The sequence below is a fragment of the Tenacibaculum sp. SZ-18 genome (assembly GCF_002813915.1).
In the GTDB taxonomy this organism is placed as follows: Bacteria; Bacteroidota; Bacteroidia; order Flavobacteriales; family Flavobacteriaceae; genus Polaribacter.
In genome coordinates, this window is the sequence record NZ_CP019335.1 from 667,131 (window position 1) to 689,116 (window position 21,986).

A 21,986-nucleotide genomic window follows, 5' to 3' on the forward strand; every position below is an offset into this window, starting at 1 on the left:
TAAAAATGAGATGATGTATTTTTAATTAGATTATTATTCCCATTCAATAGTTGCAGGAGGTTTAGAACTAATATCGTAAACAACTCTATTCACTCCTTTAACATTATTAATTATTTTATTAGATGTTTTTTGTAAAAACTCATAAGGTAAATTTACCCAATCTGCAGTCATACCATCAGTACTTTCAACTGCTCTCAAAGCAACGACTTTTTCATAAGTTCTTTCATCTCCCATGACACCAACTGAGTTCACTGGCAGTAAAATTGCACCAGCTTGCCATACGTCGTTGTATAATCCGCTTTCTTTTAAACCATCTATAAAAATAGCATCCACCTCTTGCAAAATACGAACTTTTTCTGAAGTGATATCTCCTAAAATTCGGATTGCTAAACCTGGTCCTGGAAACGGATGTCTTCCCAGTAACTCCTTATCAATTCCCATTGAGGCTCCTACACGTCTCACTTCATCTTTAAAAATCATACGTAGTGGCTCAACAACTTCAAGCTTCATAAAGTCAGGTAAACCACCTACATTATGATGACTTTTAATTGTAGCCGAAGGTCCTCCGTTAACTGAAACTGATTCAATCACATCAGGATAAATTGTTCCTTGAGCTAACCATTTGGCATTTTCTACTTTAGCGGCTTCATCATCAAAAACTTCGATAAATACTCTTCCAATTGTTTTTCTTTTTGTTTCTGGGTCACTAATTCCGTCTAAAGCTGATAAAAAACGTTCAGATGCATCTACACCTTCAACGTTTAATCCCATTCCTTCGTATTGCTTAAGCACATTTTCATACTCATTTTTTCTTAGAAGACCATTATTAACAAAAATACAGTGTAAATTTTGTCCAATAGCCTTATGAAGTAAAACACCTGCTACTGTAGAATCTACACCACCAGATAAACCTAAAATAACTTTATCGTCACCAATTTTTTCTTTTAACCCATTAACTGTTGACTCTACAAAGGAATTTGGTGTCCATTGCTGTTCTAAACCTGCTATATCAACTAAAAAATTCTTTAATAATTGTGTACCATCAGTTGAATGATATACTTCTGGATGGAATTGAATAGCATAAGTAGTTTCACCTTCAATTTTATATGCGGCATTTTCTACATCATGAGTACTAGCTAGTAAAACTCCATTTTCTGGTAAATTTTTAATGGTGTCTGAGTGACTCATCCAAACTTGACTACCTGTAGAAATATTTTTAAAGAAAATTTCATTGTCCTTTACAAAAGAAAGGTGAGCTCTACCATATTCGCGAGTATTCGATGGCGCCACTAATCCTCCAGAAAAATGCGCTAGATACTGAGCTCCGTAACAAACTGCTAATAAAGGTTTTTTTCCTTTAATCTCAGATAAGTCTGGATGTGGAGCTTCTTCTGATCTTACAGAGTATGGACTACCCGATAAGATAACAGCTTTAAAATTATCTATACTGTTTGGAATTTTATTGAAAGGGTGAATCTCACAATAAATATTTAATTCTCTTACACGGCGCGCAATTAATTGCGTGTATTGCGAACCGAAATCTAAAATAAGTACGTTGTGTTGTTGCATCCGCAAAAATAATAGTTTGATTTTATTTTCGCTTGTATTTTTTTAGAATTTAATATCGATATACAATTGCGTTAATATTCATACCCGCACCTACTGATGCTAAGATGATTACATCACCTTTATTTACAATATGATTTTCAATTTTATTATTCAAAACTAGATCTAGTAAGGTAGGTACAGTTGCAACAGAACTATTTCCTAATTTATGGATGCTCATTGGCATAATAAATTCCGGTACTGGCTTTTTATATAATCTATAAAAACGTTTGATAATGGCTTCATCCATTTTTTCGTTAGCTTGATGAATGAACACTTTTTTTACTTCTGAAATATCGACATTGCTTTTATCTAGCGCAATTTTCATCGCGTTAGGAACATGAGTTAAAGCAAATTCATAAATTTTTCTACCATACATTTTTATATAACGCACGTTAGGATCTTCGTTTTTGTCATAGGAGTTACCGAAGAATAGATGATAAGCCTCTTTCTTCGCAAAGGTTTGAGAAGCATGACTTAAAATACCACTTTCATTATTGTTAGAAGCCTGAACAATACATGCCCCGGCTCCGTCACTATAAATCATTGAATCTCGATCATGTTTATCTATAACTCTCGATAAAGTTTCAGAACCAATAACCAATACAGTTTTTGCAATTTCTGCTTTAATGAATGCTTTCGCTTGAATAACACCTTCTATCCAACCAGGACAACCAAATAAAATGTCATAAGCAACACAATTTGGATTATCAATTTTAAGTAAATGCTTAACACGTGTTGCTAAACTAGGTAAGATATCGCTTTGAATTGCATTGTTTTTGACATCTCCGAAATTATGAGCAAAGATGATATAGTCTATGTCTTCTGAATTGATACCGGCGTTTTCAATAGCTTTTTCTGCAGCAAGATACCCTAAATCTGAAGTGTTAAAATGATCCTCTGCATATCGCCTTTCTTCAATTCCAGTAATTATTTTAAATTTTTCAATTATAACCGTATTATTAGATTCAAAGGATGAACCATCGGCATTTAAAAATCTATTACCACTGAATTGTTTATTTTCCTTCTTAATGTTTGGAATGTAACTTCCAGTACCAATTATTTCTGCTGTCATCTAAATAAATGTTAGGGCCTACGATAACAACAAATAAAAAGGATTTCGTGTGTATAACCTATAAATAACTAAATAGATATTTGATTTTTATGAAATTATAAAATTAAAGGCTTTTAAATTAATATATTTTCAAAATAAAACCATTTTTATTGTGTTTTTATAACTTTTAAAATGTCTTTAACAAACTTTTTTAGTTAAAATAGTAAAAATGATAAAAATTTATCAATTAAAGAAAAGTGCTGTCAAATGAAAAAGGTAATAATGAATTCAAAGACTCTACTTTTATGATTTTACCAGTTTCACCCATGAAATAAATTTGAATTGGTTCTTTTTGGTTAAACTCATATTCATATAAAACTTGTCTGCAGGCTCCACAAGGCGGTACAGGTGTTTTTACTTGGGTTTCTTTGGAAGCTGCTGTTAGTACTAGTTTTTTTACTGAAACCCCCGGGTAGTCAGAAGCAGCTTTCCAGATAGCAATTCTTTCAGCACACATACCTGACGGATAGGCAGCATTTTCTTGGTTATTACCAGTAACAACTATTCCTGTTTCTAGTAATAAGGCCGCTCCAACCTTAAATTTTGAATATGGTGCATAGGCTTTCTCTCTTGCTTCAATAGCTTTATCAAATAACATTTTATCCTCTTTCGTAAGTTCGCTAAGGTTTTCATAAACTATGGCATCAATTGAGATATTTACCTTTTCCATTCTTAAGATATTTAGTCAAAAAAAGCAGTCTATAGACTGCTTTTTTTGACTAATATACGAAAAACACCTTTAATAGTTATCGTAAATTTCTCCTATGTCAAAGGCTAATGAAAAGCGTAATGTGTTTTCTAACGGATTATTTACATCAGAAGTATTAATTAAGTAAGATAAATCAACTGAGAAAGCTTGAGCAGTAAATCCAGCACCCATTGTAAAGAATTTTCTATTTCCTTTATTTTCACTTTCATTAAAATAACCAGCTCTTAATGCAAAAGCATTATTGTACATGTATTCCGCTCCAAGTGACCAGTTAACCTCTTGTAATTCTTCACTAAAGCTTCTGTCTCCTAAAGATGTAAACATTCCTTCGAACCATCCTCTAGAAGATCTAGATCCGCTTGATGGTACTAAAAGTTTTCTGAATTCAAGATTAACTCCTAAAGTGTTGTAGTCATCAAAAATAAAATCGAATCCACCACCAATTTTTGCTATGGTAGGAATAAAGTTCTCTTCTCCTGGTGTGTATTCAACTTTTGGTCCAATGTTAGCAACATTAACTCCAATTCTGTATCGTCCGTTGAAAGTACCGTAATTCTCTTCATCTGATTGATAATAAGCACCTATATCAACTGCAAAAGAGTTTACCGCTTCTAGTGAGTTATTATCAACATCTAAATTAGAGTTAATATATTTTAAACCAACAGCCATTGAAAAGCGTTCGCTCAATTTTAAAGAATAATACCCTGATAATGCAAATTCACTTGGGTTGATAGTTCCTGTACTATTTCCACTATTATCAGTTAAATCAATTCTTCCTAAAGAGAAATATTTAAAGTCTACTCCCCAAGCACTATTTTCACTAAATCTGTTTATTACAGATAGATTCCCTGCAAAGATATCATCTGTTAAATTACGTAACCAAGGCACATAACTAACTCCTACGCTTAATTTGCTATCATTAAATGCGATTTTGGCAGGATTATGAAATAAAGAAAATGCGTCTGGAGATGATGCTACCCCAATTTCACCCATACCACCGGCTCTTGCATCTGAACTAATTTGAAGGAAAGGAACAGAAGTTGTTATTGATCCTTCATTAACTTGTCCTCTTAAATTGAATCCTAAAAAAGTGAACAATAATAAGGTTAATGTTGTTGATTTTTTCATTTTAGATTTTAACATTGTTTTGGCAAATATATAATTTTATTACAGTAATACGAGTTTCTCATATTTTTCAGATGTCAAATTACTGACTGTTGATTTTACTTTTAACTTATACAAATAAACACCCTTTCCGATTTTATTTCCAAAATCATCTAATCCATTCCAGTTAATTGTTCTAGATAAACCACCCGTGGTTTGAACTGTCTGATTAATTGTTTTGATTAATTTTCCAGAGATTGTAAATATTTGAACTTGGACTTCCAGCGGTTCGTTTGGTTTATTATGGTTGAACCAAAACTCAGTATAGTTTGTGAAGGGATTTGGGTAATTTAGAACATTCTCCAAAACTAATTTTGTATCGCTTACAACCTCAAAGGTTAACGTGGCTTCAGACGAATTATTATATGTATCCCAAGCTTTTATTTTAATAGTATGTGTTCCCACCGATAAATCTCTAAGTGGATAATTAACAATACCTTTTGTAAAATCATCTAGTTCGGTTTCATAAAAGTCGTTTAATATGATTGGTTCTGATTGATTGTCATCTATAATGGCTACAATATCATGATCAACCGCAGTTATGGAGGTATTGATTCCGCTAATATCAGATAGTTTTACTATTAAATTAGGTGAAGTATTCGTTGTACCTCCATCAATGAAAGCCTCATCGTTCATGAAAAGTTGAATTTCTGGTCCAATGACATCGGTGGGAGCATTGTCATTTATACCTCCAACAATAGCGTCCAAATTTATTCCTGATTTATCAATAATTTGATTCTCTCCGTAGAAACTCATTTTGGCGTTTCCATAAGTAATTTTAATATCTTTTGGAACTATAAATTCAAAACTAAATGTTCCATTTTGAACAGATGACTTTCCTCTGAAGATTTTACTTTCTTGTGAATCAAACGTGTTGATAATCCCAAAACCATCATTATCTAAAGTATTTTTATCAATAGGTTTATCAAATATAGTAGTAAATACCGTTCCATTAAAGTCGTTAAGAGGAGTACCAGAAGTATCTGTAATAATCCCATCAATTTTAATTCTAGATAAAGCTTTTAAAGTGTCAACTGGTTGAGAAATTGGAACATCATTGATTCGGCTTACTCTGATGTCTGGTTTTGGAATAGCCAATTTCATAGCAGGATCACCGAAGTAATAAATGAAAAATCGCTGGCTACTTGAGGTTTCGTTTTTAGTTTTGATGAGATTTGTAGAAATAGTGTCGTCAGTATTATCAAAATTTAGTACATATTGAGTTAATTCTTTATTGAAAGTTTCTCCAAGTGAGATAAAAACATCCCTAGTAGTTGTAATCATGCTAACAGCTCCACCATTTGGATTTAAAAATAATTGTTCTCCTGCAGTGTCACGCAAAGGGTTGTCAAATCTTGAAAATTCACAGGTTACTGTTATAAATAGTGGTAAATTATTATTATTAAACTCTTGTATTTGTGGGATTTCAAGGATTCTTTCCGCAGCCAACCCATCTTCACCACCATGACCAAAATAATCTAATACTAAAGTTCCCTTTTCAATAGCATTTGTTATGGCATTTTTAACTTGTGGGTAACGTTCACCACCTGATGAGTTTTCTTGTTTGAACGCATCTGCGTATATTTTATTTACGTTTAATATAGGTTTGTACTTTTTTATACTGTCTGCTACTTCTTCTAATCCTGATTGTAAAGTAGCATCCGTGGAAACATCTATATCATCTGCGACCAAAGTTACAGTGTTTCTCCAATCACCAAAAGAAGAACTATCATAATATTTTAAAATTTTATTGACAACCTGATTTGCTTGCTGAACAGTGGTAACAGGAATTCTTCCAGAACTAATATCAATGTCGTCACTTCCTAACATCCTTCCATCATTATCATCAATCATTACAAAATAATCATCTGTAACATAGGAAGATACTAAATCAAAACTTTGAACGGCATGAAATGTTGGGACTATATTATTGTTGCTTGAAATTCTATCTTTAAAATCATAGGAAGAATCTCCAAAAAAACACACATACTTCAACATATTTACTGAGGAGTTATCGTGAAGGTATTTTATAAAATCCCTTATCCCAGTAATATCTTTACTACCTGAAGAAAACTCATTGTAAATTTCTGATAATAAAATAACTCTAGAATTAAGATTACTATTTACTTGATGAAAATCTGCTAACCTCTTTGCTTCACTCAATAATTCTTGATTAGTGATTACCAAATATTCAATATTAGAAAGTGCGTGTAAATTTTGATTAGGAACAGTTTTTTCTTGTATTTGTTTAGGACTATAGAGATCATTTTCATTAAGAACAACATACTCGTTTAAATTACCACCGTTAGCTCTGAACGAAAATAGGTCTGTTGAAGGAGATTCGTTTTGAATATTTTTAATATTAAGAGGATCAGAAACATTCCAAACTTGGAATATGTCTGTTGAGTTTGAAATATTGTATTCAACAATACCTACTGTTTTTGCTTCTGCAAAACTTCTGAAGCTAAATTGTTTTCCAGAAGATGTTAAATTTTTCTTTCCTATGATTTCAATATAATCTAAAAATGATTTTGCAGAAGGATTTCCATTGTTATTATAATCAATTTGTACACTTACTGAATTAGAAGAGGTACTCGTAATTGTACTTTGTCCATATCGTGCTAGTCCAGAAGAGGTTGAGCTCGAAACAGGAGGGAAGCTAATAGATGAAGAATTTGTTCCATTTACCAAAATATTCATATTTGACGATATCGTAGATTGGGCTACAGCCGTCACTTTAACATTTATATTAGATTGTGCTAGAGCATTTTCAAAAGGGATTGTAAAAGTTTGATTTCTTTCTACCGAAAAGTTTTCACCAAACCATAATCTTCCTACTGCTAAGAGGTTCGTGTTCTCTCTTTCATAAAAAACAAAGTCATCAAAAGTATCTATTGAAGTTACTGAATTTCCAGTTAGTAAGGGACTATTAGTAATTCTTTTTCCTGGTGTATCTCCTACAGTGATAAAATAAAAAGCTTCCTCATTATAAATATTTTGAATATGTGATGCAGTTTCGTTGGATATATCTATCTCCCAACTATGAGGTCCAACACCATAAAATAAAATATAATCGTCACTATTAAAAGAGCCATCGTTTTCACCTCGAACAATGATGGCATTTTCCTGTAAATCATTATACCTTAAAGCAGAAGCAAATTCAGGTAAAGTTTTACCTCCATTTCCATAAATTTTTATGTTTCGTGGATCAATGTTATTCGTGTTAATACCCAAGTCTCGCAAAAAATTCATGTCAATTCTGAAAACACCTGTTGTATCAATGGCAAATTTAAACCAAGTTCCACTTGATAGAACAGAGTTGGTAGTTTGGCTAACCCCGATAAAACTAATGATTAATATGGTAAGAGTTAATAGTCTTTTCATAAATTCATTATAATAACGAATTGGTTATTACGTTAGTATATGTTTTGCAAGATTACTTATAATAAAATGAAAAAACAATCGTTTTGAAATAGTATTTAGAACCTATAATAAAATTATTATATTTATATATTCATATTCAATGATAAATGTTGTAAATTGCCGCACCCTAAAAATAAGTAAATACATGAAAAGTACATTTAAGTTATTTAGCTTACTAACAATTTCTTTAGTGATTTTAAGTTCGTGTCAAAGTTCAAGAAAAGGCTCTGGTTCTTCTTCTTCTCTTACAGGCTGGAACTTTAATGATCCGAGTTATGGTAATTATTTGAAAGGAGAATTTAAGGATGGTAATGTTCCTCCAGGAATGGTTCACATTGAAGGAGGTACATATACTATGGGGCTAGTTCAGGATGATGTGATGTTTGACTGGAATACAACTCCTAAACAAATGCATGTTCGTTCTTTCTACATGGATGAGGCTGAAGTAACAAATGCTGAATACGGACTATTTCTTCAATATACAAAGGATGTTTTTCCTCCTGAAGAAGCACAGTTCAAACATATTTACTCGTCAATTCTACCGGACACATTAGTGTGGAGAAAAGGTCTAGGAAATACAAACCTGCTTTCTGAAAGTTATCTGAGACATCCAGCTTATTCTGAATATCCTGTTGTTGGTGTAACCTGGTTACAGGCAAATCAGTACTGTAAATGGAGAACCAATGCAGTTAATTTGAAGATATTAATGGATAAGGGAGTTATCACAAATATTTTCAAGGAGGACTCTTTGAGTTTCCGTGGGAAGAATAATTTCGATACAGATGTATATTTAGATCAACCATATGCATTATTCGATGGTGATTCTACTATCTATAAGAGAGGTATTCCTGTCCCAAGAAAAAAGGGAGAAGCAAGACCTCCTAAGGGTTCTTTTACTGGAAGGCAAGTAACTTCATCTGATGGTATTTTATCACAGAAGTTTAGATTACCAACTGAAGTAGAATGGGAATATGCAGCAAAAGCAATTTTTGAAAATAGAGAATATAATAATATTCGTGGTAGAAAAAAGTATGCTTGGACTGGAAAGTATACAAGAAATAGAGTTAAATCCAGAAGAGGAGATCAATTAGCTAACTTCAAACAAGGGAAAGGTAATTATAGTGGTATTGCTGGATGGAGTAGTGATGGTGCTGATATCCCGAACTCAGTTAAGAGTTATCCACCAAATGCATTTGGTCTTTATGATATGTCTGGTAATGTAGCAGAGTGGGTATCAGATGTTTATCGCCCTATAGTTGATTCAGAGGCGAATGATTTTAACTACTTTAGAGGTAATGTATTTACGAAAAAATTAATAGACGCAGACGGTAAGGTGGTAATCGTAGACGATAGTCAAGTTGAATTAGATACTTTAGTAAATGGAAAAGTAATGCCAAAGGCATTACCTGGTTCTTTTAAATATATACCGATTACAAAGGATGATACTTACATGAGAAGAAATTATTCTGTTGCTGACAATTCCGACTTGAATGACGGTGACCAAAAGTCCTCTCAATTCTTTAATTTAGAAGAGGATCAATTGGCAGGAACCCCTCGAATGTATAATTCACCTGTCAGACCTGAGGCAGAGAGAGATTCTTTGGGAAATGCGATAGTAAAGTTAGAATATGATAAGAAGAATAGAACTACGTTGGTGAGTAATAAAACTAGAGTTTACAAAGGAGGTTCTTGGGCTGATAGAGAATACTGGTTAGATCCTGCACAGAGAAGATATTTCCCAGAGTATATATCTACTAATTATATCGGGTTTAGATGTGCAACAGACAAAGTCGGGCCAATGGTACGTAATCAAAAGAAAACTGCTACACCAAGATATATTTATTCTAAAAAATAGAAGGAATTAAAATAGATTAAGTGCTATATAAGAAATGCACATACATAAAACCTCGCTTCATTCAGTGAGGTTTTTTATTTTTACAAAATGAAAATTAGGGAACTTTACGAGTTATATAGAAAGAATTATCTAGTAGATACTGATACAAGGAAAATTAGAAAAGGAACCATTTTTTTTGCATTGAAGGGAGAGAATTTCAATGGAAATAAATTCGCTATTGATGCCTTAGAAAGAGGTGCTGAATTTTCTGTGGTAGATGAAGAAGAGTATAAAATTAATGAAAGAGTTATTTTAGTAGATGATGTTTTGTCAACTCTTCAAAAACTAGCAAATTACCATAGGAAGGCGCTTAATATTCCAATTATTGGTCTTACTGGAAGTAATGGTAAAACTACGACTAAAGAGTTAATCAATTGTGTGTTGTCTTCAAAATATAGAACTACTGCAACTCAAGGTAACTATAACAATCATATTGGTGTCCCATTAACATTGTTATCCATGACCAATGAAACTGAAATAGGAATTGTGGAGATGGGAGCTAACCATAAAGAAGAAATAAAAATGCTTTCTGAAATAGCTGAACCAACAATTGGGTATATTACTAATTTTGGTAAAGCTCATTTAGAAGGTTTTGGTGGAGTAGAAGGAGTGATTCAGGGTAAATCAGAATTATATAGATATATTATTAGTAGTGGTGGTACTTTAATAATAAATCCGAATGATTCAATTCAAATAGAAAAATCAGAAGGAGCTAATACCTATTTATTTACCGAGAATATAGGATTAATAAAGGTAGATCCATTTGTAAGAATGAGACTAAATGGTAATAAGATGAAAAGTAATTTAATTGGGGCATATAATTACTTTAATATTGTTGCGGCGGTTACAATTGGTAAATATTTTGAATTAGACGAAGAGTCTATAATTAATGCAATTGAAGGATATGTACCAACGAATAATAGATCTCAAATAATTTCCAAAGGTTCAAATGAGATTATTTTAGATGCATATAATGCTAATCCAACAAGTATGAAGGCTTCCATTGAAAATTTCAAAGAATTTGGAAAGGGAGAAAAAGTAGTTATTATAGGGGATATGTTTGAGTTAGGCGATAATAGTAGTGAGGAACACCAGAATATTGTTGATCTTGTGGAAGAGTTAGGTTTTGAAGAAATAATTTTTGTTGGAGATAATTTCGCTAAGTCTACTGTCCTGCACGGAAAACAGTTTTCAAATTTCGATTTACTTGCAAAGTACTTGGAGAATAAGAAATTTGAAAACAGTAAGATTTTGATAAAAGGCTCTCGTGCTATGGCTCTTGAGCGATCCCTAGAATATATTAAGTAATATGTTGTTTATGATATTCTAGCAAATTATCTATTGGGCGTTGAACGATTCCAGTAACTGATAATCCATGCTTATTAGCAACTTTTTCAAGTATGTCATTAAAGTAATATGCAATAGAACCTATGAAATAAATAGGAGTAGAGCTATCCTTTTTGTAGGGTAAAATTCTGTATTTAAAGAATTCTTTAAAGCCTTTACGAATAAGTTTCTTTATATATTTTTCGCTTTTAAATTCAAACATAAACTTAGCGAAAGATGCAAGATACATATTTGGGTTAGGTTCTCTGTAGAGATGTTGCTTAATATAATCTGCGTCTAAATTAAACTCGCTTTCAAAACTTTGTGCGATTTTTTTTGGCATCTGTTTATAATAGTAATCTCGAATTAAAAGCCTTCCGAAATAGTTACCACTAGCTTCGTCCATAATTGAGTAGCCCAAAGAGGCAGCTAACATTTCCATATCAGTGCCATTAAAATAACAACTGTTTGAGCCCGTTCCTAGAATACAAACAATAGCAGGATCATTTCCACTTGTAGCGTAAACAGCGGCTAACATATCTTCTGCAATACTAATATCAGCTTTGGTGAAAATTTCTGCCATTACACCATGGAGAATTTGTACAGGCTTAGGAGTACCACAACCTGCTCCATAAAAGTGAATTTCTTCAACTTCATCTTTGATATTGATAAGTTGAAACATATTTATGATTCTATTTTTTAATTCTTCTGCCGGAACTACTGCAGGATTTAAACCTAAAGTTCTGGCTCTGAAAACCTCATTTTTATTCTTGTCTAAAGCAATCCAGTCTGCTTTTGTAGATCCTCCGTCTGCGATTAAAATCATGTTTGTTGTTAAATGTTTGATTCAAATATATATTATCGGCTTCTACTATACAATAGCTGACGAAAACTCAATCGTTTTCGAAAGAAATAAAGTAGATTTTTATTGAAAAAAGTTTAATTTTGTTTCGCTAATCATGTATAGAATTATGTTTTTTTTAAAGGAAAAGTCTATTTCACTTACAGAAATATTTAATGATAAGTTTGTAGATATTCATTCTCATTTGCTGCCGGGTATAGATGACGGAGCGAAGACTATAGAAGATTCAATATCCTTAATAACTAAAATGTATAGTTTTGGGATTAAGAATTTTATCACAACACCCCATGTGTTGGGAGAGGTTTACCCCAATACAACAGGAACTATTCTGCATAAACTAGAAGAGTTGAAACATGAATTGACACTTAGGGAAGGTTTTGAAGATGTAAGTATAAGAGCTGCTGCAGAGTATATGATGGATGAACAGTTTGTTAAGAGATTAGAACAAGACGATATTTTAACCTTACAGGATAATTTTATCCTAGTTGAAATGTCCTATTTTAATGCACCGATGAATTTGTACGATATTCTATTTGAGATTCAGTTAAAAGGTTATAAACCTATTTTAGCTCATCCAGAACGTTATAATTTCTATCACAATGATTTTCAAAATTATTATAAACTCAAAAAAGCCGGATGTTTATTTCAGTTAAACTTACTATCATTAACTGAACAGTATGGAAGTGGGGTAAAAAAAACTGCCGAGAAATTAATTAAGGAAAATTTATACGATTTTGTTGGCACCGATACTCATCATAAGAATCATTTACGATTGTTGGAAAAAGTCGGTACTAAAAGAATTAAAAATACTATTGTAGATCTTGTAAAAAATAATAGTAAGTTTAATAACTAAAAAAGGAGCCTCTAAAAAGCTCCTTTTTTTAGTTTTATAATTATTGTTTATCCAATCAATTTTTTATACCATGGTTTAGTTGCTTCTTCTTTTACGTTACCATAACCATAACCATAACCATATCCATAACCGTATCCGTAACCTCTTTTCATATCCGTGTCGTTTAGTATGATAGCCATGTTTGGTAATTTTTTTTCTCTATAAAGGGTATCAGGTACAGATAAAAGTCTTTTATCTAAATAATTAGCTCTACTTACATATAAAAACACGTCAGCATATTTTGAAATTAATAATGTATCTGTAACTAAATTAACTGGAGCAGTATCTATAAGAACATAGTCATATTCCATGCGAAGTGTTTCAAAAAGTTCTTTTACTCGAGAAGACATTAATAATTCAGCAGGGTTTGGAGGAATAACACCCGAAGCAATAATATCTAAATTCTTTAACTCTGGAACTCTGAACTTCAAAGAGTCAATAGTTATATTATTATTAGTTATAAAATTAGTAATTCCTTTTCGTTCAGAAATATTTAAATATTCTGTTACTTTGGGTGCACGTAAATCCATTCCAACAAGAATGACTTTTTTGTCAGATAAAGCTAATGTAGCAGCTAGGTTAATGGAAATAAATGATTTCCCCTCACCGCTGGTAGTAGATGTAACAAAAATTGTTTTACCTCCAGTTGATTGCTCATTAGCTGTTAGCATGAAATCTAAATTCGTTCGAATTAATCTAAAAGCTTCCGCAGCACTAGATCTTGCATCTGTACCTACTACAATTTTTTCTTTGGTATCAGAATGGGGAATATCTCCAATGAAAGGAACAGATGTTAAATCCTGAATATCTTTTTTAGTGTGGACTTTGGTATCAAGTAGGTCTCTAATATATATTATAATAAAAGGAATAATAAGACCTAGTAATAAAGCAGCAATAAAAATAATTTTCTTTTTGGGAGAAACAGGGATATCTGGTCCATAAGCTCTATCTATAATTTTTGCATTAGGGACAGTAACTGCGAGGGAGATAGCCGTTTCTTCTTTTTTTCTTAATAAATAGGTATATAAAGCAGCAATAATTTCTTGTTGTCGAGTAATATCTAAAAATTCTCTTTCTTTTGTTGGTATAGATGAAATTTTTGAGTTAAACCTATTAGCTTCTCTATTAAGATTATTTACGTTAAGTTGAATTGCTCTTTCCTGGTTTTCTAAACTGTTAATTAAAGATTTTCGTAGATCATCTATGTTATTTTGAAGTTCAAGAATTATAGTGTTTTTTTTACCTGCACTTTTTAATAGTCTATTTTTCTTACTTAGTAATTCATTATACTGAGAAATATAATTGGCGATATTAGGATCTTGGAGTCCAAGGTTAACCGGAAGGATATCTTCAGAAGCTATTAGTTCTTCTTTTAATGATTTCACTATGCTTAATTGAATATTAATATCTATAAGCTTCTGCCTATTTGCCGTACTTGTTTCTAAAACTAATTGGGCTTCAGATTCTATATCCGTAACATTGTTTTTCTTTTTAAAGTTCTTAACATTGTCATCTACAATGGCTAGTTCTCCTCCAACATTATCTAATCTTTCATCTATAAATTCAACAGTTTTTCTAGATACTTCACTTTTATCTTTTTTAGCGTCTAAATTATATTGTTTAATAATTTCGTCAAGTACATCTTCTGCTTTTTGTAATACTGCGGATTTCAGGGATAATCTTAATACACTTGAGTTTACATTTATTTGTTTTATAGATACTCCATCAATTAATCCATCTATAATCGAATCATCTGAATAAATGTTTATTATTATTTTTTCATTAACATCCTCATGTGTGTAAAATGAGTTTTTAGTAATAGAAATATTCTTTAATTCTAGAGGTTTTAGTTGGTTGTCTAGTTGTAAATTAAACTTACATCCAAAAGAGATATTTTCATACAATAGGTTATCTTCATTATCCATTAAACTAAACTCGTTGTCATTTTTTATAAAGATTGAAAACGAGAAAGGTTTAGTAATTTCTTTTATTGTTATTGAGTCTGTTATATTTAATAGAATTGGTTTTTTCTCGTAGATCTCAGAGTTTTTAACTCTTCCCTCAGAAATATACTTCACATTAAGTTTTAGGTTTTTAACAACTTGGCCAAGTATTTTTCTAGATTTTAATATTTCAATTTCATTATCGGGGTTATTACTTGATCCCCCACCAACAATACCAAGATCACTAAAGGCTTCTAATTCTGCAGAGATACCAGATTTATTATTATCCTTAATCATTATAGTAGTTGACGCTATATATTTGGGAGTGCTATATCTTAAGTATAAAAAAGCTAAAGCTATACTTATAATAACTCCTAAAGAAAACCACTTCCAGTGAATTAAATACTTTTCTAGTTCAGCTCTTACATTAATTGTGTCTTGCTGTTGTATTTGGTGCGAATTTATATTAGTATTCATTAAGAATTTTTTATCTGGTTAAAACAGCAATTAAGGAAACTAAAATAGATCCAATAGAAACAAATAAGCCTGTATTGCGATTAAAAGCTGCGTCTTGTGAAGAGGATTTATTGGGGTCAACATATACTAGATCATTTTGTTGTAAATAGTATACGGGAGACGTGAATAGTTTATTTGATCTTAAATCAACATCATATTTTACTTTCTTTCCATTAATTTCTCTAAATACTTTCAAAGAGTTACGCTTACCTGTAATATTTAAATCTCCAGCTAAACCAATAGCTTCAAGAATAGTAATTCTTTCATTAGGGATAGTGTAAGTACCTGGGCTTCTTACATCACCTAAAACTGTTATTGTATAGTTGGCTATTCGAATATTAATAGTTGGATTTTTGATATAGTCTGGGTCCAATTTGTTTCTCAATAATTGAATTGTTTGTTGCCTAGTGAGACCTCCAATTTTAAGTCTTCCTAGAACTGGAAAATCAATAAAACCTTCATTATCTATTAAATAGGATTGTTGTTGAGGAGCCCCAACAGCACTATTCGTTGTTGTTGCAAAGTTAACTGCGGGTAGATTAAATGATTTTACAGCTTCTAAATCTAGAGCAGAAATGGTAATTTGTATTAAATCGTCTGACTTTAAAATTGTGTTGTATGAGTTGGAAACTTTGGCTTGTTCTATCTCATCATATTGGAAGTAAGTAATGTCTTTTTTTGATACACAAGAACACAATGTTGAAAGTAAGAAAAAAAGAACAAGTTTTTTTATTTCTAGCATTTGAAAAATTTTGTTGCGAAAATAACTAATTTATTTTGGACTTAGAGAGTGTCAAGTTTTTCGAAAACAGAATTATTTGATTTATATTCTGATACTATTTCTTTTATTAACTTAACAGTATGGTTATTTTGGTTAAGATTGTTTTCTTTACATAACGATTCAATTTGTGACTTAATTTTTTTAAAATCTATCGATTGGTTTTTGGCAATCATTATTTTTTCGTGATAAGTAGGAGTAGTATTTTCTCCGTTGGCTAATAATTCTTCATATAGTTTTTCTCCAGGTCTGAGTCCAGTAATTTTAATATTTATGTCATCAGGGTATTTTAAACCTGATAAATGAATCATCCGTTTTGCTATGTCATAAATTTTAACAGATTTACCCATATCAAAAATGTAAATTTCGCCTCCTTCTCCCATTGTTCCTGCTTCTAGAACTAATTGACAAGCTTCTGGTATCGTCATAAAATATCTTGTAATATTTTTATGAGTTACTGTTAATGGTCCACCATCTTCAATTTGTTTTTTAAAAAGAGGTATTACGGATCCATTTGAACCTAATACATTTCCAAAACGAGTTGTCGTAAACTTTGTTGTGTTGAAGCATGAACTTAAACATGAAATATACATTTCTGCTACTCGTTTAGTAGCTCCCATAACATTTGTTGGGTTTACAGCTTTATCTGTAGAGACCATGACGAATCGTTCTACGTTATATTTCACTGATAAATCTGCTATGTTTTTAGTTCCAGCAACATTGATTTTAATTGCTTCATATGGACTTTCTTCCATCAAAGGCACATGTTTGTAGGCTGCTGCGTGATAAACTTTGTCAGGATTAAATTCTTGAAATACGTCCTCCATTCTCTTTAGATCGCGAACGTCTGCAACAAGGGAAGTAAAGTTTACTATACCTTGACGAATTAATTCCTGTTGAATTTCGTATAAAGGAGATTCGGCTTGATCTATTAAAATTAAATGTTTATGATTGTATTTGCTTATTTGACGAGAAATTTCACTTCCAATTGATCCTGCCGCCCCTGTAACGAGGATAACTTTACCGTTAACGTCTCTTTTTACAATTGGATTGTCAATTGAAATTGGTTGACGATCTAACAAGTCTTCAATTTTCACTTGTTTGATTTGATTGGCTTCAAAATCACCTCCAATCCAATTAGAAAGAGCTGGAACTATTTTAGGTTTTACTCCAAGTTCAAGTGTTTTATCAGTTAGAAAAAGTAAACGTTCTGATTTAATATTCTGGATTGAGAAAATGATTTCATCGACTTGCTGTTTCTCTATAAAATCTTTATCTATTTCGAGGCGGCTATAAATTTTTACTCGGTCTATCTTTTTACCAACTTTAGTCTTATCATCATCTATAAAACCAATTACTTCATAGTTGTTTTTTGTATCCCTATTTAAAGCGCCATAAGTAATTAAACCAGAATCTCCAGCCCCATAGATCATTACATTAGTAATGTCTTTTAGTTCAGATGAGATGATTTCGTAAAAAGCTTTGAAAATGAATCTGCTAACAACAAGTATAAAAACTGTAATGAAATAGTGAATCAGAATAATGGTCTTGGGTATTGTATAGTTTGGGAATACTTTGTAGACGTTATTTATGGCCACAATAAATATTATACTAATAGACGCGAGGGTAACACCTATAAAAACATTAAAGGCATCTCTTGTTCCCGTGTGCCTTATTATACCTCTATTTGATCCAACTAACCAAAAAGATACCAAAAATACTACCGAGATAAAAGGTATTTGGTAAGTTAAGTTATTAGTGTTAAAATTTAAAGAAGCATTAAAGCGAATTGTATAAGCCAAAATAAAAGATAAGATAACAAGTATGTTATCAATAAATAAAACAACCCAATGAGAGGCATGCTTATTTAACGCTTTTAAAAGAAAATTTCTGATCATTTTTATAGATTACAGCTGAGTTAAAGATACAATATATTTGACTTGAGCAAATTTGTAACTTAAATTTTCTTCATTTGCTGTTTTAAACTTTGTATCTGTTCTTTAAGCATTCCGTGTTTATCAAGTTTTTTCGCCTCATTCATTAATGTTGTAGCTTCCCTTTTTCTTCTTTTGGTCATTGCTATTCCAGCAAGTTGCAATTTGGCCATAGCTAGATCATGATCCATTGATAATCCTAATTTTACCGCTTTTTTCAAAAATTTTTCTGCTTGAGTAATATTTGTTTGAGATAACATAATCCCATGGAGGTAATTAAAGTAACCTTGTTGTTTTATTGTTAAAGATCCTTCAGGATTTTTTATATAACCAAGCCATTTCTGAGCCCCAGAGAAGTTTTGTTTTCTAAGTTGTAAAAATGCCAGGAGTATAAACTCATTTTTAAAGTAAAAAAAGACAAAGATACCTGCTAACAATAATAAGAAAATACCATTTCCAATATCTCCTTGGTAAAAATTATAAAAGGCCCAAATCGTTATTAATACTGCGAGAACTAATTTTATCTTTTTATTAAACATGTTATTTCTTCTTTGAAGCGCAAATGTACATTTTTAAACCTAATTGTATTACTTGTGATAAACTTTTTTGTTTCTAAACCAAGCTATAGTTCCTAATATTGATACAAATAATACTGATAAATAGACCGAATTAGGGGTAATTACTTTATCTCCACTAGCATAAGAATGTAATCCCGACAAGTAGAAATTTACACCAAAGTAAGTCATCATGATTGAGGCATATGCAATGATCGACCAAAGATTAAAAGTGTATTTTCCTCTTAGTCCTGGAATAAGTCTCATATGAAGAACAAAAGCATAAATCATGATTGATATAAGTGCCCAAGTTTCTTTTGGATCCCATCCCCAGTAACGCCCCCAACTCTCATTGGCCCACATTCCTCCTAAAAAGTTTCCAACGGTAAGCATTACTAAACCTACTGTTAGAGCCATTTCATTAATTATGGTGAGCTCTTTTATATGTGTATCCATTTTTTTCTTATTCTTTTCATTGGTGAAAATGATTAAGAATAAAGCAACAACTCCTAAAACCATTCCTAAAGAAAAGGGTCCGTAACTAGCTACAATGATTGACACGTGTACTAGTAACCACCATGAATTTAATACTGGTTGTAAATTGGCAATTTCTGGATCTAACCAATTTCCCATGGCAATCATTAAAATTACACAAGAAACAAAAGTAGCTGCTCCAATGGTTAAAGAAGACTTTCGTCCTAAATATAAACCAAATAGCATAGTTGCCCATGCAACATAAATAATACTCTCGTATGCATTACTCCATGGAGCATTCCCACTGATATACCATCTAGATATAAGTCCTATACTATGGACTATGAATAACATAATTATAACCCCAATTAATCCTTTTACAATATATTTGAATGTTTTTTTCTGAGAGAAAATACTCAGAACTTCAAAAGCTATTAAAAGGAAACCAAATAATCCGTAGTATAAAAAAAGTTTTTTAAAGATGTTGATTTTATTATAAGCAATCTCTAGATTAATTTGATCATCAGACGGCATAATTTGATTTCCATATTTTTTCTGAAATTTTTTAATTCCGTCCAATATTTGATCTGGCTCTTTATAGTCTCCACTTTTTTTAGAAGCTTGTAATAATTGCATGTAAACAGGTAAAGACTGACGAACAAAAACTGAATCCGTTGCTCTAAATCCTGCTGTAGCTGTTTCTGGTTGTGAAACCCACTTATTTTCATCATCTCCTGGAATTGGATAAATTTTTAAAATTCCTCCTCCCAAGGCTTGAGATAATAACCAAATTCTTCTTTCAATTTTTATTAAGTCTTTTTCAAATTTATTTTGGATTTTTTTCTTTTGCGCTTGTACAACTAAATTACCAATTACGGAGTTTCCTCGTTTATCGTAGAAATCAATAAATCTAGCATGCGTTGCTTCTTTCGGAAGTCCTAATATTTTTCTGATTTCAGTATTCCCTTTTTCTAAATAAATGAAAGGAACTTGTAACCAGAAAGTTGGGTTCTCTGTAATTGAAAGTAACACTTGACTAGGAGTCATACCATTAAATTTGTTAGTTTGAGCTACTTTTCTTACCAATTCTGAAGCAAATGTATGTGCCGGTTTCATTCTTCCGCCAGCATCTTGAATTACCAAACGACTAAACTTCTCCGCGTGTTCAACACTCACAAGGTTTGATTTAAGGATACTATCGATTTTCTCATTACTTATTTTTGACTTGAGATCGTTACCATGATCAGAATTATGCTGAGCAAAAGAAAAGGTAGAGGCGAATAAGAAAGGAATAATAAAAGTAGCTTTTTTCTTTCTAATTTTTCTTAACCCTTTCTTTAGATCGTCAAAGCGCGTATGCCTAGCGAACATAGCAGAAATAAGTCCAATATATAATAACGAGTATCCGATATATGTTATTAGAGTTCCCCAGAAATCATGATTAACTGAAAGATGAGATTGCTCAATAGCTTCTCCAGCATTTTGATAACTCGCCTGGAAAAATTTATATCCTTTATGATCTAAAATATGGTTCATAAAAATTCTATAATCAAAGGTTTCTTCCGTATCAACAACAGTCACTTCGCTTGCATATGAAGAAGCGCTTTCCGATCCAGGATATTTTTCTAATTGGAAATCGTTTAATTTCACATTAAAAGGAGTTTGAAGTAATTTAGATCCATACCAAGCTCTAAAGTTTAAATTGTCTATAGTGAATTCTTTTTTGCCTTTCGTATTGAATTGACCACCAGTAAATTCTACTCTTTCTGTTTTACCATTGGTGGTAACATCAAACACAACTAAGTCGAATTTTTTATCATCTTTCACACCTCTAATAGTTTTCATTTCTCCTTTTTCTGCTGGTTCAGGAACTACAAATTGAAAGCCATTTAAAGTGTGTAATGTTCTATATTGAAAGTGTTGAATGCTGTCTTGTACAATTTGTCCTTGTTTTTGATCAGCCATTCGTAACCATTGTCCACCTTGTTTCGACGTCATCTTTAAACTTCCATTAACATAAAATAAGTTAACGGTGGCGTTACGATTTGGTGCATCAAAGCCCACTAAAATATTGTGAATATTTTGAATTGTACCTCTTTTGATGTAGTGATCGTTTCTTGTTCCGCTTGAGCTTTCTACAAAATGTAAATACTCAACTCCGTTTTCATCCAGAATCAATTTTTCTTCTGCCCAAGGAATATAATCGACTAATTTAAAGTCTATTTCTTGTTTAGGTTTGTTCTTATTTGGTTGAAAAACAAAAGAAAAGTCTTTTGAATTTTTCCCCCATGCAGATAAAAGTAATTTTTCTTCATAAGATTTTTGAGAAGCATTATCGTCAATAATTACATTTAGGTAATTAGTCTCTGATAAAAATACGTTAGTTGATTCTCCTTCATCAAGAATCATCATACCTTCATAACCAATATATCTAGTAATTCCAGCTCCAATTAAAATGAAAAGGAAAGAAATATGAAACATTAGTACGGTCCATTTCTCTTTTCTAAATAATCTATATCTAAAAATATTTCCGAAAAAGTTTACGACAAATAAAAGCATGATTATTTCGAACCACCATGCGTTATAGACTAGTTTTTTTGCCGTTTGTGTTCCGAAGTCATTTTCTATAAAAGTTGCTATTCCCATGGCTATTGCAAATACTATAAAAAGTATAGCCATTAATCGTGTTGAATAAAATATATTTAAGAATTTTTTCATTGTAAAATGAGTAGATGAAAACTTTGCAAATTTACGGAAAGTTAAACTAACTCACTTTAGAAATGAACTGTTTTTTGGTG

The 21,986-nt window shown here is 31.6% G+C and carries 14 protein-coding genes; 3 read left to right on the forward strand and 11 right to left on the reverse strand.

What is annotated here, in order from left to right:
• Nucleotides 1–33: 33 nt before the first annotated feature.
• From guaA to porU, 5 genes are all read right to left on the reverse strand, one after another.
• Nucleotides 34–1,569 (reverse strand): glutamine-hydrolyzing GMP synthase, encoded by a 1,536-nt coding sequence (gene guaA, locus BTO06_RS03010; RefSeq protein WP_100923902.1) that lies wholly within the window; start codon nucleotides 1,567–1,569, stop codon nucleotides 34–36.
• A 49-nt stretch (nucleotides 1,570–1,618) separates the two neighbouring features.
• The gene (locus BTO06_RS03015) at nucleotides 1,619–2,680 is read right to left on the reverse strand and encodes a 3-oxoacyl-ACP synthase III family protein (RefSeq protein WP_100923903.1); all 1,062 of its coding nucleotides are present in this window, start codon (nucleotides 2,678–2,680) and stop codon (nucleotides 1,619–1,621) included.
• A gap of 226 nt (nucleotides 2,681–2,906) precedes the next feature.
• Nucleotides 2,907–3,389: a cytidine deaminase gene (gene cdd, locus BTO06_RS03020; protein ID WP_100923904.1), complete on the reverse strand. Its 483-nt coding sequence runs from the start codon at nucleotides 3,387–3,389 to the stop codon at nucleotides 2,907–2,909.
• Between the two features lie 69 nt (nucleotides 3,390–3,458).
• Entirely contained in the window at nucleotides 3,459–4,556 is a 1,098-nt protein-coding gene (gene porV, locus BTO06_RS03025; RefSeq protein WP_100926693.1) for a type IX secretion system outer membrane channel protein PorV, read from the reverse strand.
• A 39-nt stretch (nucleotides 4,557–4,595) separates the two neighbouring features.
• Nucleotides 4,596–7,976, reverse strand: a complete 3,381-nt coding sequence (gene porU / locus BTO06_RS03030) for a type IX secretion system sortase PorU (RefSeq protein WP_100923905.1) — start codon at nucleotides 7,974–7,976, stop codon at nucleotides 4,596–4,598.
• A gap of 184 nt (nucleotides 7,977–8,160) precedes the next feature.
• On the opposite strand from porU, the gene gldJ reads away from it, so the two are divergent.
• Together gldJ and BTO06_RS03040 are read left to right on the forward strand one after the other, a co-directional pair.
• Nucleotides 8,161–9,870 carry a gliding motility lipoprotein GldJ gene (gene gldJ / locus BTO06_RS03035; protein ID WP_100923906.1) on the forward strand — a complete coding sequence of 570 codons (1,710 nt, stop codon included), beginning with the start codon at nucleotides 8,161–8,163 and terminating at the stop codon, nucleotides 9,868–9,870.
• Between the two features lie 87 nt (nucleotides 9,871–9,957).
• A complete protein-coding gene (locus tag BTO06_RS03040; protein WP_100923907.1) occupies nucleotides 9,958–11,217 on the forward strand; it encodes a UDP-N-acetylmuramoyl-tripeptide--D-alanyl-D-alanine ligase in 1,260 nt (419 codons plus the stop codon).
• Here BTO06_RS03040 and BTO06_RS03045 read toward each other — a convergent pair.
• Entirely contained in the window at nucleotides 11,210–12,061 is an 852-nt protein-coding gene (locus BTO06_RS03045; RefSeq protein ID WP_100923908.1) for an N-acetylglucosamine kinase, read from the reverse strand. The genes BTO06_RS03040 and BTO06_RS03045 overlap by 8 nt on opposite strands.
• Before the next feature lie 145 nt (nucleotides 12,062–12,206).
• Here BTO06_RS03045 and BTO06_RS03050 point away from each other — a divergent pair, with 145 nt between their 5' ends.
• Nucleotides 12,207–12,950 (forward strand): tyrosine-protein phosphatase, encoded by a 744-nt coding sequence (locus BTO06_RS03050; protein WP_100926694.1) that lies wholly within the window; start codon nucleotides 12,207–12,209, stop codon nucleotides 12,948–12,950.
• 47 nt (nucleotides 12,951–12,997) lie between these two features.
• Here BTO06_RS03050 and BTO06_RS03055 read toward each other — a convergent pair whose 3' ends face one another.
• The 5 genes from BTO06_RS03055 to ccsA are packed head-to-tail and all read right to left on the reverse strand — an operon-like array spanning nucleotide 12,998 to nucleotide 21,906.
• Nucleotides 12,998–15,409 (reverse strand): GumC family protein, encoded by a 2,412-nt coding sequence (locus BTO06_RS03055; RefSeq protein WP_100923909.1) that lies wholly within the window; start codon nucleotides 15,407–15,409, stop codon nucleotides 12,998–13,000.
• Between the two features lie 10 nt (nucleotides 15,410–15,419).
• The gene (locus BTO06_RS03060) at nucleotides 15,420–16,190 is read right to left on the reverse strand and encodes a polysaccharide biosynthesis/export family protein (RefSeq protein ID WP_100923910.1); all 771 of its coding nucleotides are present in this window, start codon (nucleotides 16,188–16,190) and stop codon (nucleotides 15,420–15,422) included.
• A 41-nt stretch (nucleotides 16,191–16,231) separates the two neighbouring features.
• Nucleotides 16,232–18,124 (reverse strand): polysaccharide biosynthesis protein, encoded by a 1,893-nt coding sequence (locus tag BTO06_RS03065; protein WP_100923911.1) that lies wholly within the window; start codon nucleotides 18,122–18,124, stop codon nucleotides 16,232–16,234.
• A gap of 59 nt (nucleotides 18,125–18,183) precedes the next feature.
• The gene (locus BTO06_RS03070; protein WP_100923912.1) at nucleotides 18,184–18,699 is read right to left on the reverse strand and encodes a hypothetical protein; all 516 of its coding nucleotides are present in this window, start codon (nucleotides 18,697–18,699) and stop codon (nucleotides 18,184–18,186) included.
• A 48-nt stretch (nucleotides 18,700–18,747) separates the two neighbouring features.
• A complete protein-coding gene (ccsA, locus tag BTO06_RS03075; RefSeq protein ID WP_100923913.1) occupies nucleotides 18,748–21,906 on the reverse strand; it encodes a cytochrome c biogenesis protein CcsA in 3,159 nt (1,052 codons plus the stop codon).
• Nucleotides 21,907–21,986 lie beyond the last annotated feature (80 nt).

What these genes read in the sequence shown, in the direction of transcription:
- gldJ (WP_100923906.1), top strand. Translation starts at nt 8,161, where the DNA reads ATGAAAAGTACATTTAAGTTATTTAGCTTACTAACAATTTCTTTAGTG.
- BTO06_RS03070 (WP_100923912.1), bottom strand. Translation starts at nt 18,699, where the DNA reads ATGTTTAATAAAAAGATAAAATTAGTTCTCGCAGTATTAATAACGATT.
- BTO06_RS03065 (WP_100923911.1), bottom strand. Translation starts at nt 18,124, where the DNA reads ATGATCAGAAATTTTCTTTTAAAAGCGTTAAATAAGCATGCCTCTCAT.
- guaA (WP_100923902.1), bottom strand. Translation starts at nt 1,569, where the DNA reads ATGCAACAACACAACGTACTTATTTTAGATTTCGGTTCGCAATACACG.
- BTO06_RS03050 (WP_100926694.1), top strand. Translation starts at nt 12,207, where the DNA reads ATGTTTTTTTTAAAGGAAAAGTCTATTTCACTTACAGAAATATTTAAT.
- BTO06_RS03055 (WP_100923909.1), bottom strand. Translation starts at nt 15,409, where the DNA reads ATGAATACTAATATAAATTCGCACCAAATACAACAGCAAGACACAATT.
- cdd (WP_100923904.1), bottom strand. Translation starts at nt 3,389, where the DNA reads ATGGAAAAGGTAAATATCTCAATTGATGCCATAGTTTATGAAAACCTT.
- ccsA (WP_100923913.1), bottom strand. Translation starts at nt 21,906, where the DNA reads ATGAAAAAATTCTTAAATATATTTTATTCAACACGATTAATGGCTATA.
- BTO06_RS03015 (WP_100923903.1), bottom strand. Translation starts at nt 2,680, where the DNA reads ATGACAGCAGAAATAATTGGTACTGGAAGTTACATTCCAAACATTAAG.
- BTO06_RS03040 (WP_100923907.1), top strand. Translation starts at nt 9,958, where the DNA reads ATGAAAATTAGGGAACTTTACGAGTTATATAGAAAGAATTATCTAGTA.
- porV (WP_100926693.1), bottom strand. Translation starts at nt 4,556, where the DNA reads ATGAAAAAATCAACAACATTAACCTTATTATTGTTCACTTTTTTAGGA.
- porU (WP_100923905.1), bottom strand. Translation starts at nt 7,976, where the DNA reads ATGAAAAGACTATTAACTCTTACCATATTAATCATTAGTTTTATCGGG.
- BTO06_RS03060 (WP_100923910.1), bottom strand. Translation starts at nt 16,190, where the DNA reads ATGCTAGAAATAAAAAAACTTGTTCTTTTTTTCTTACTTTCAACATTG.
- BTO06_RS03045 (WP_100923908.1), bottom strand. Translation starts at nt 12,061, where the DNA reads ATGATTTTAATCGCAGACGGAGGATCTACAAAAGCAGACTGGATTGCT.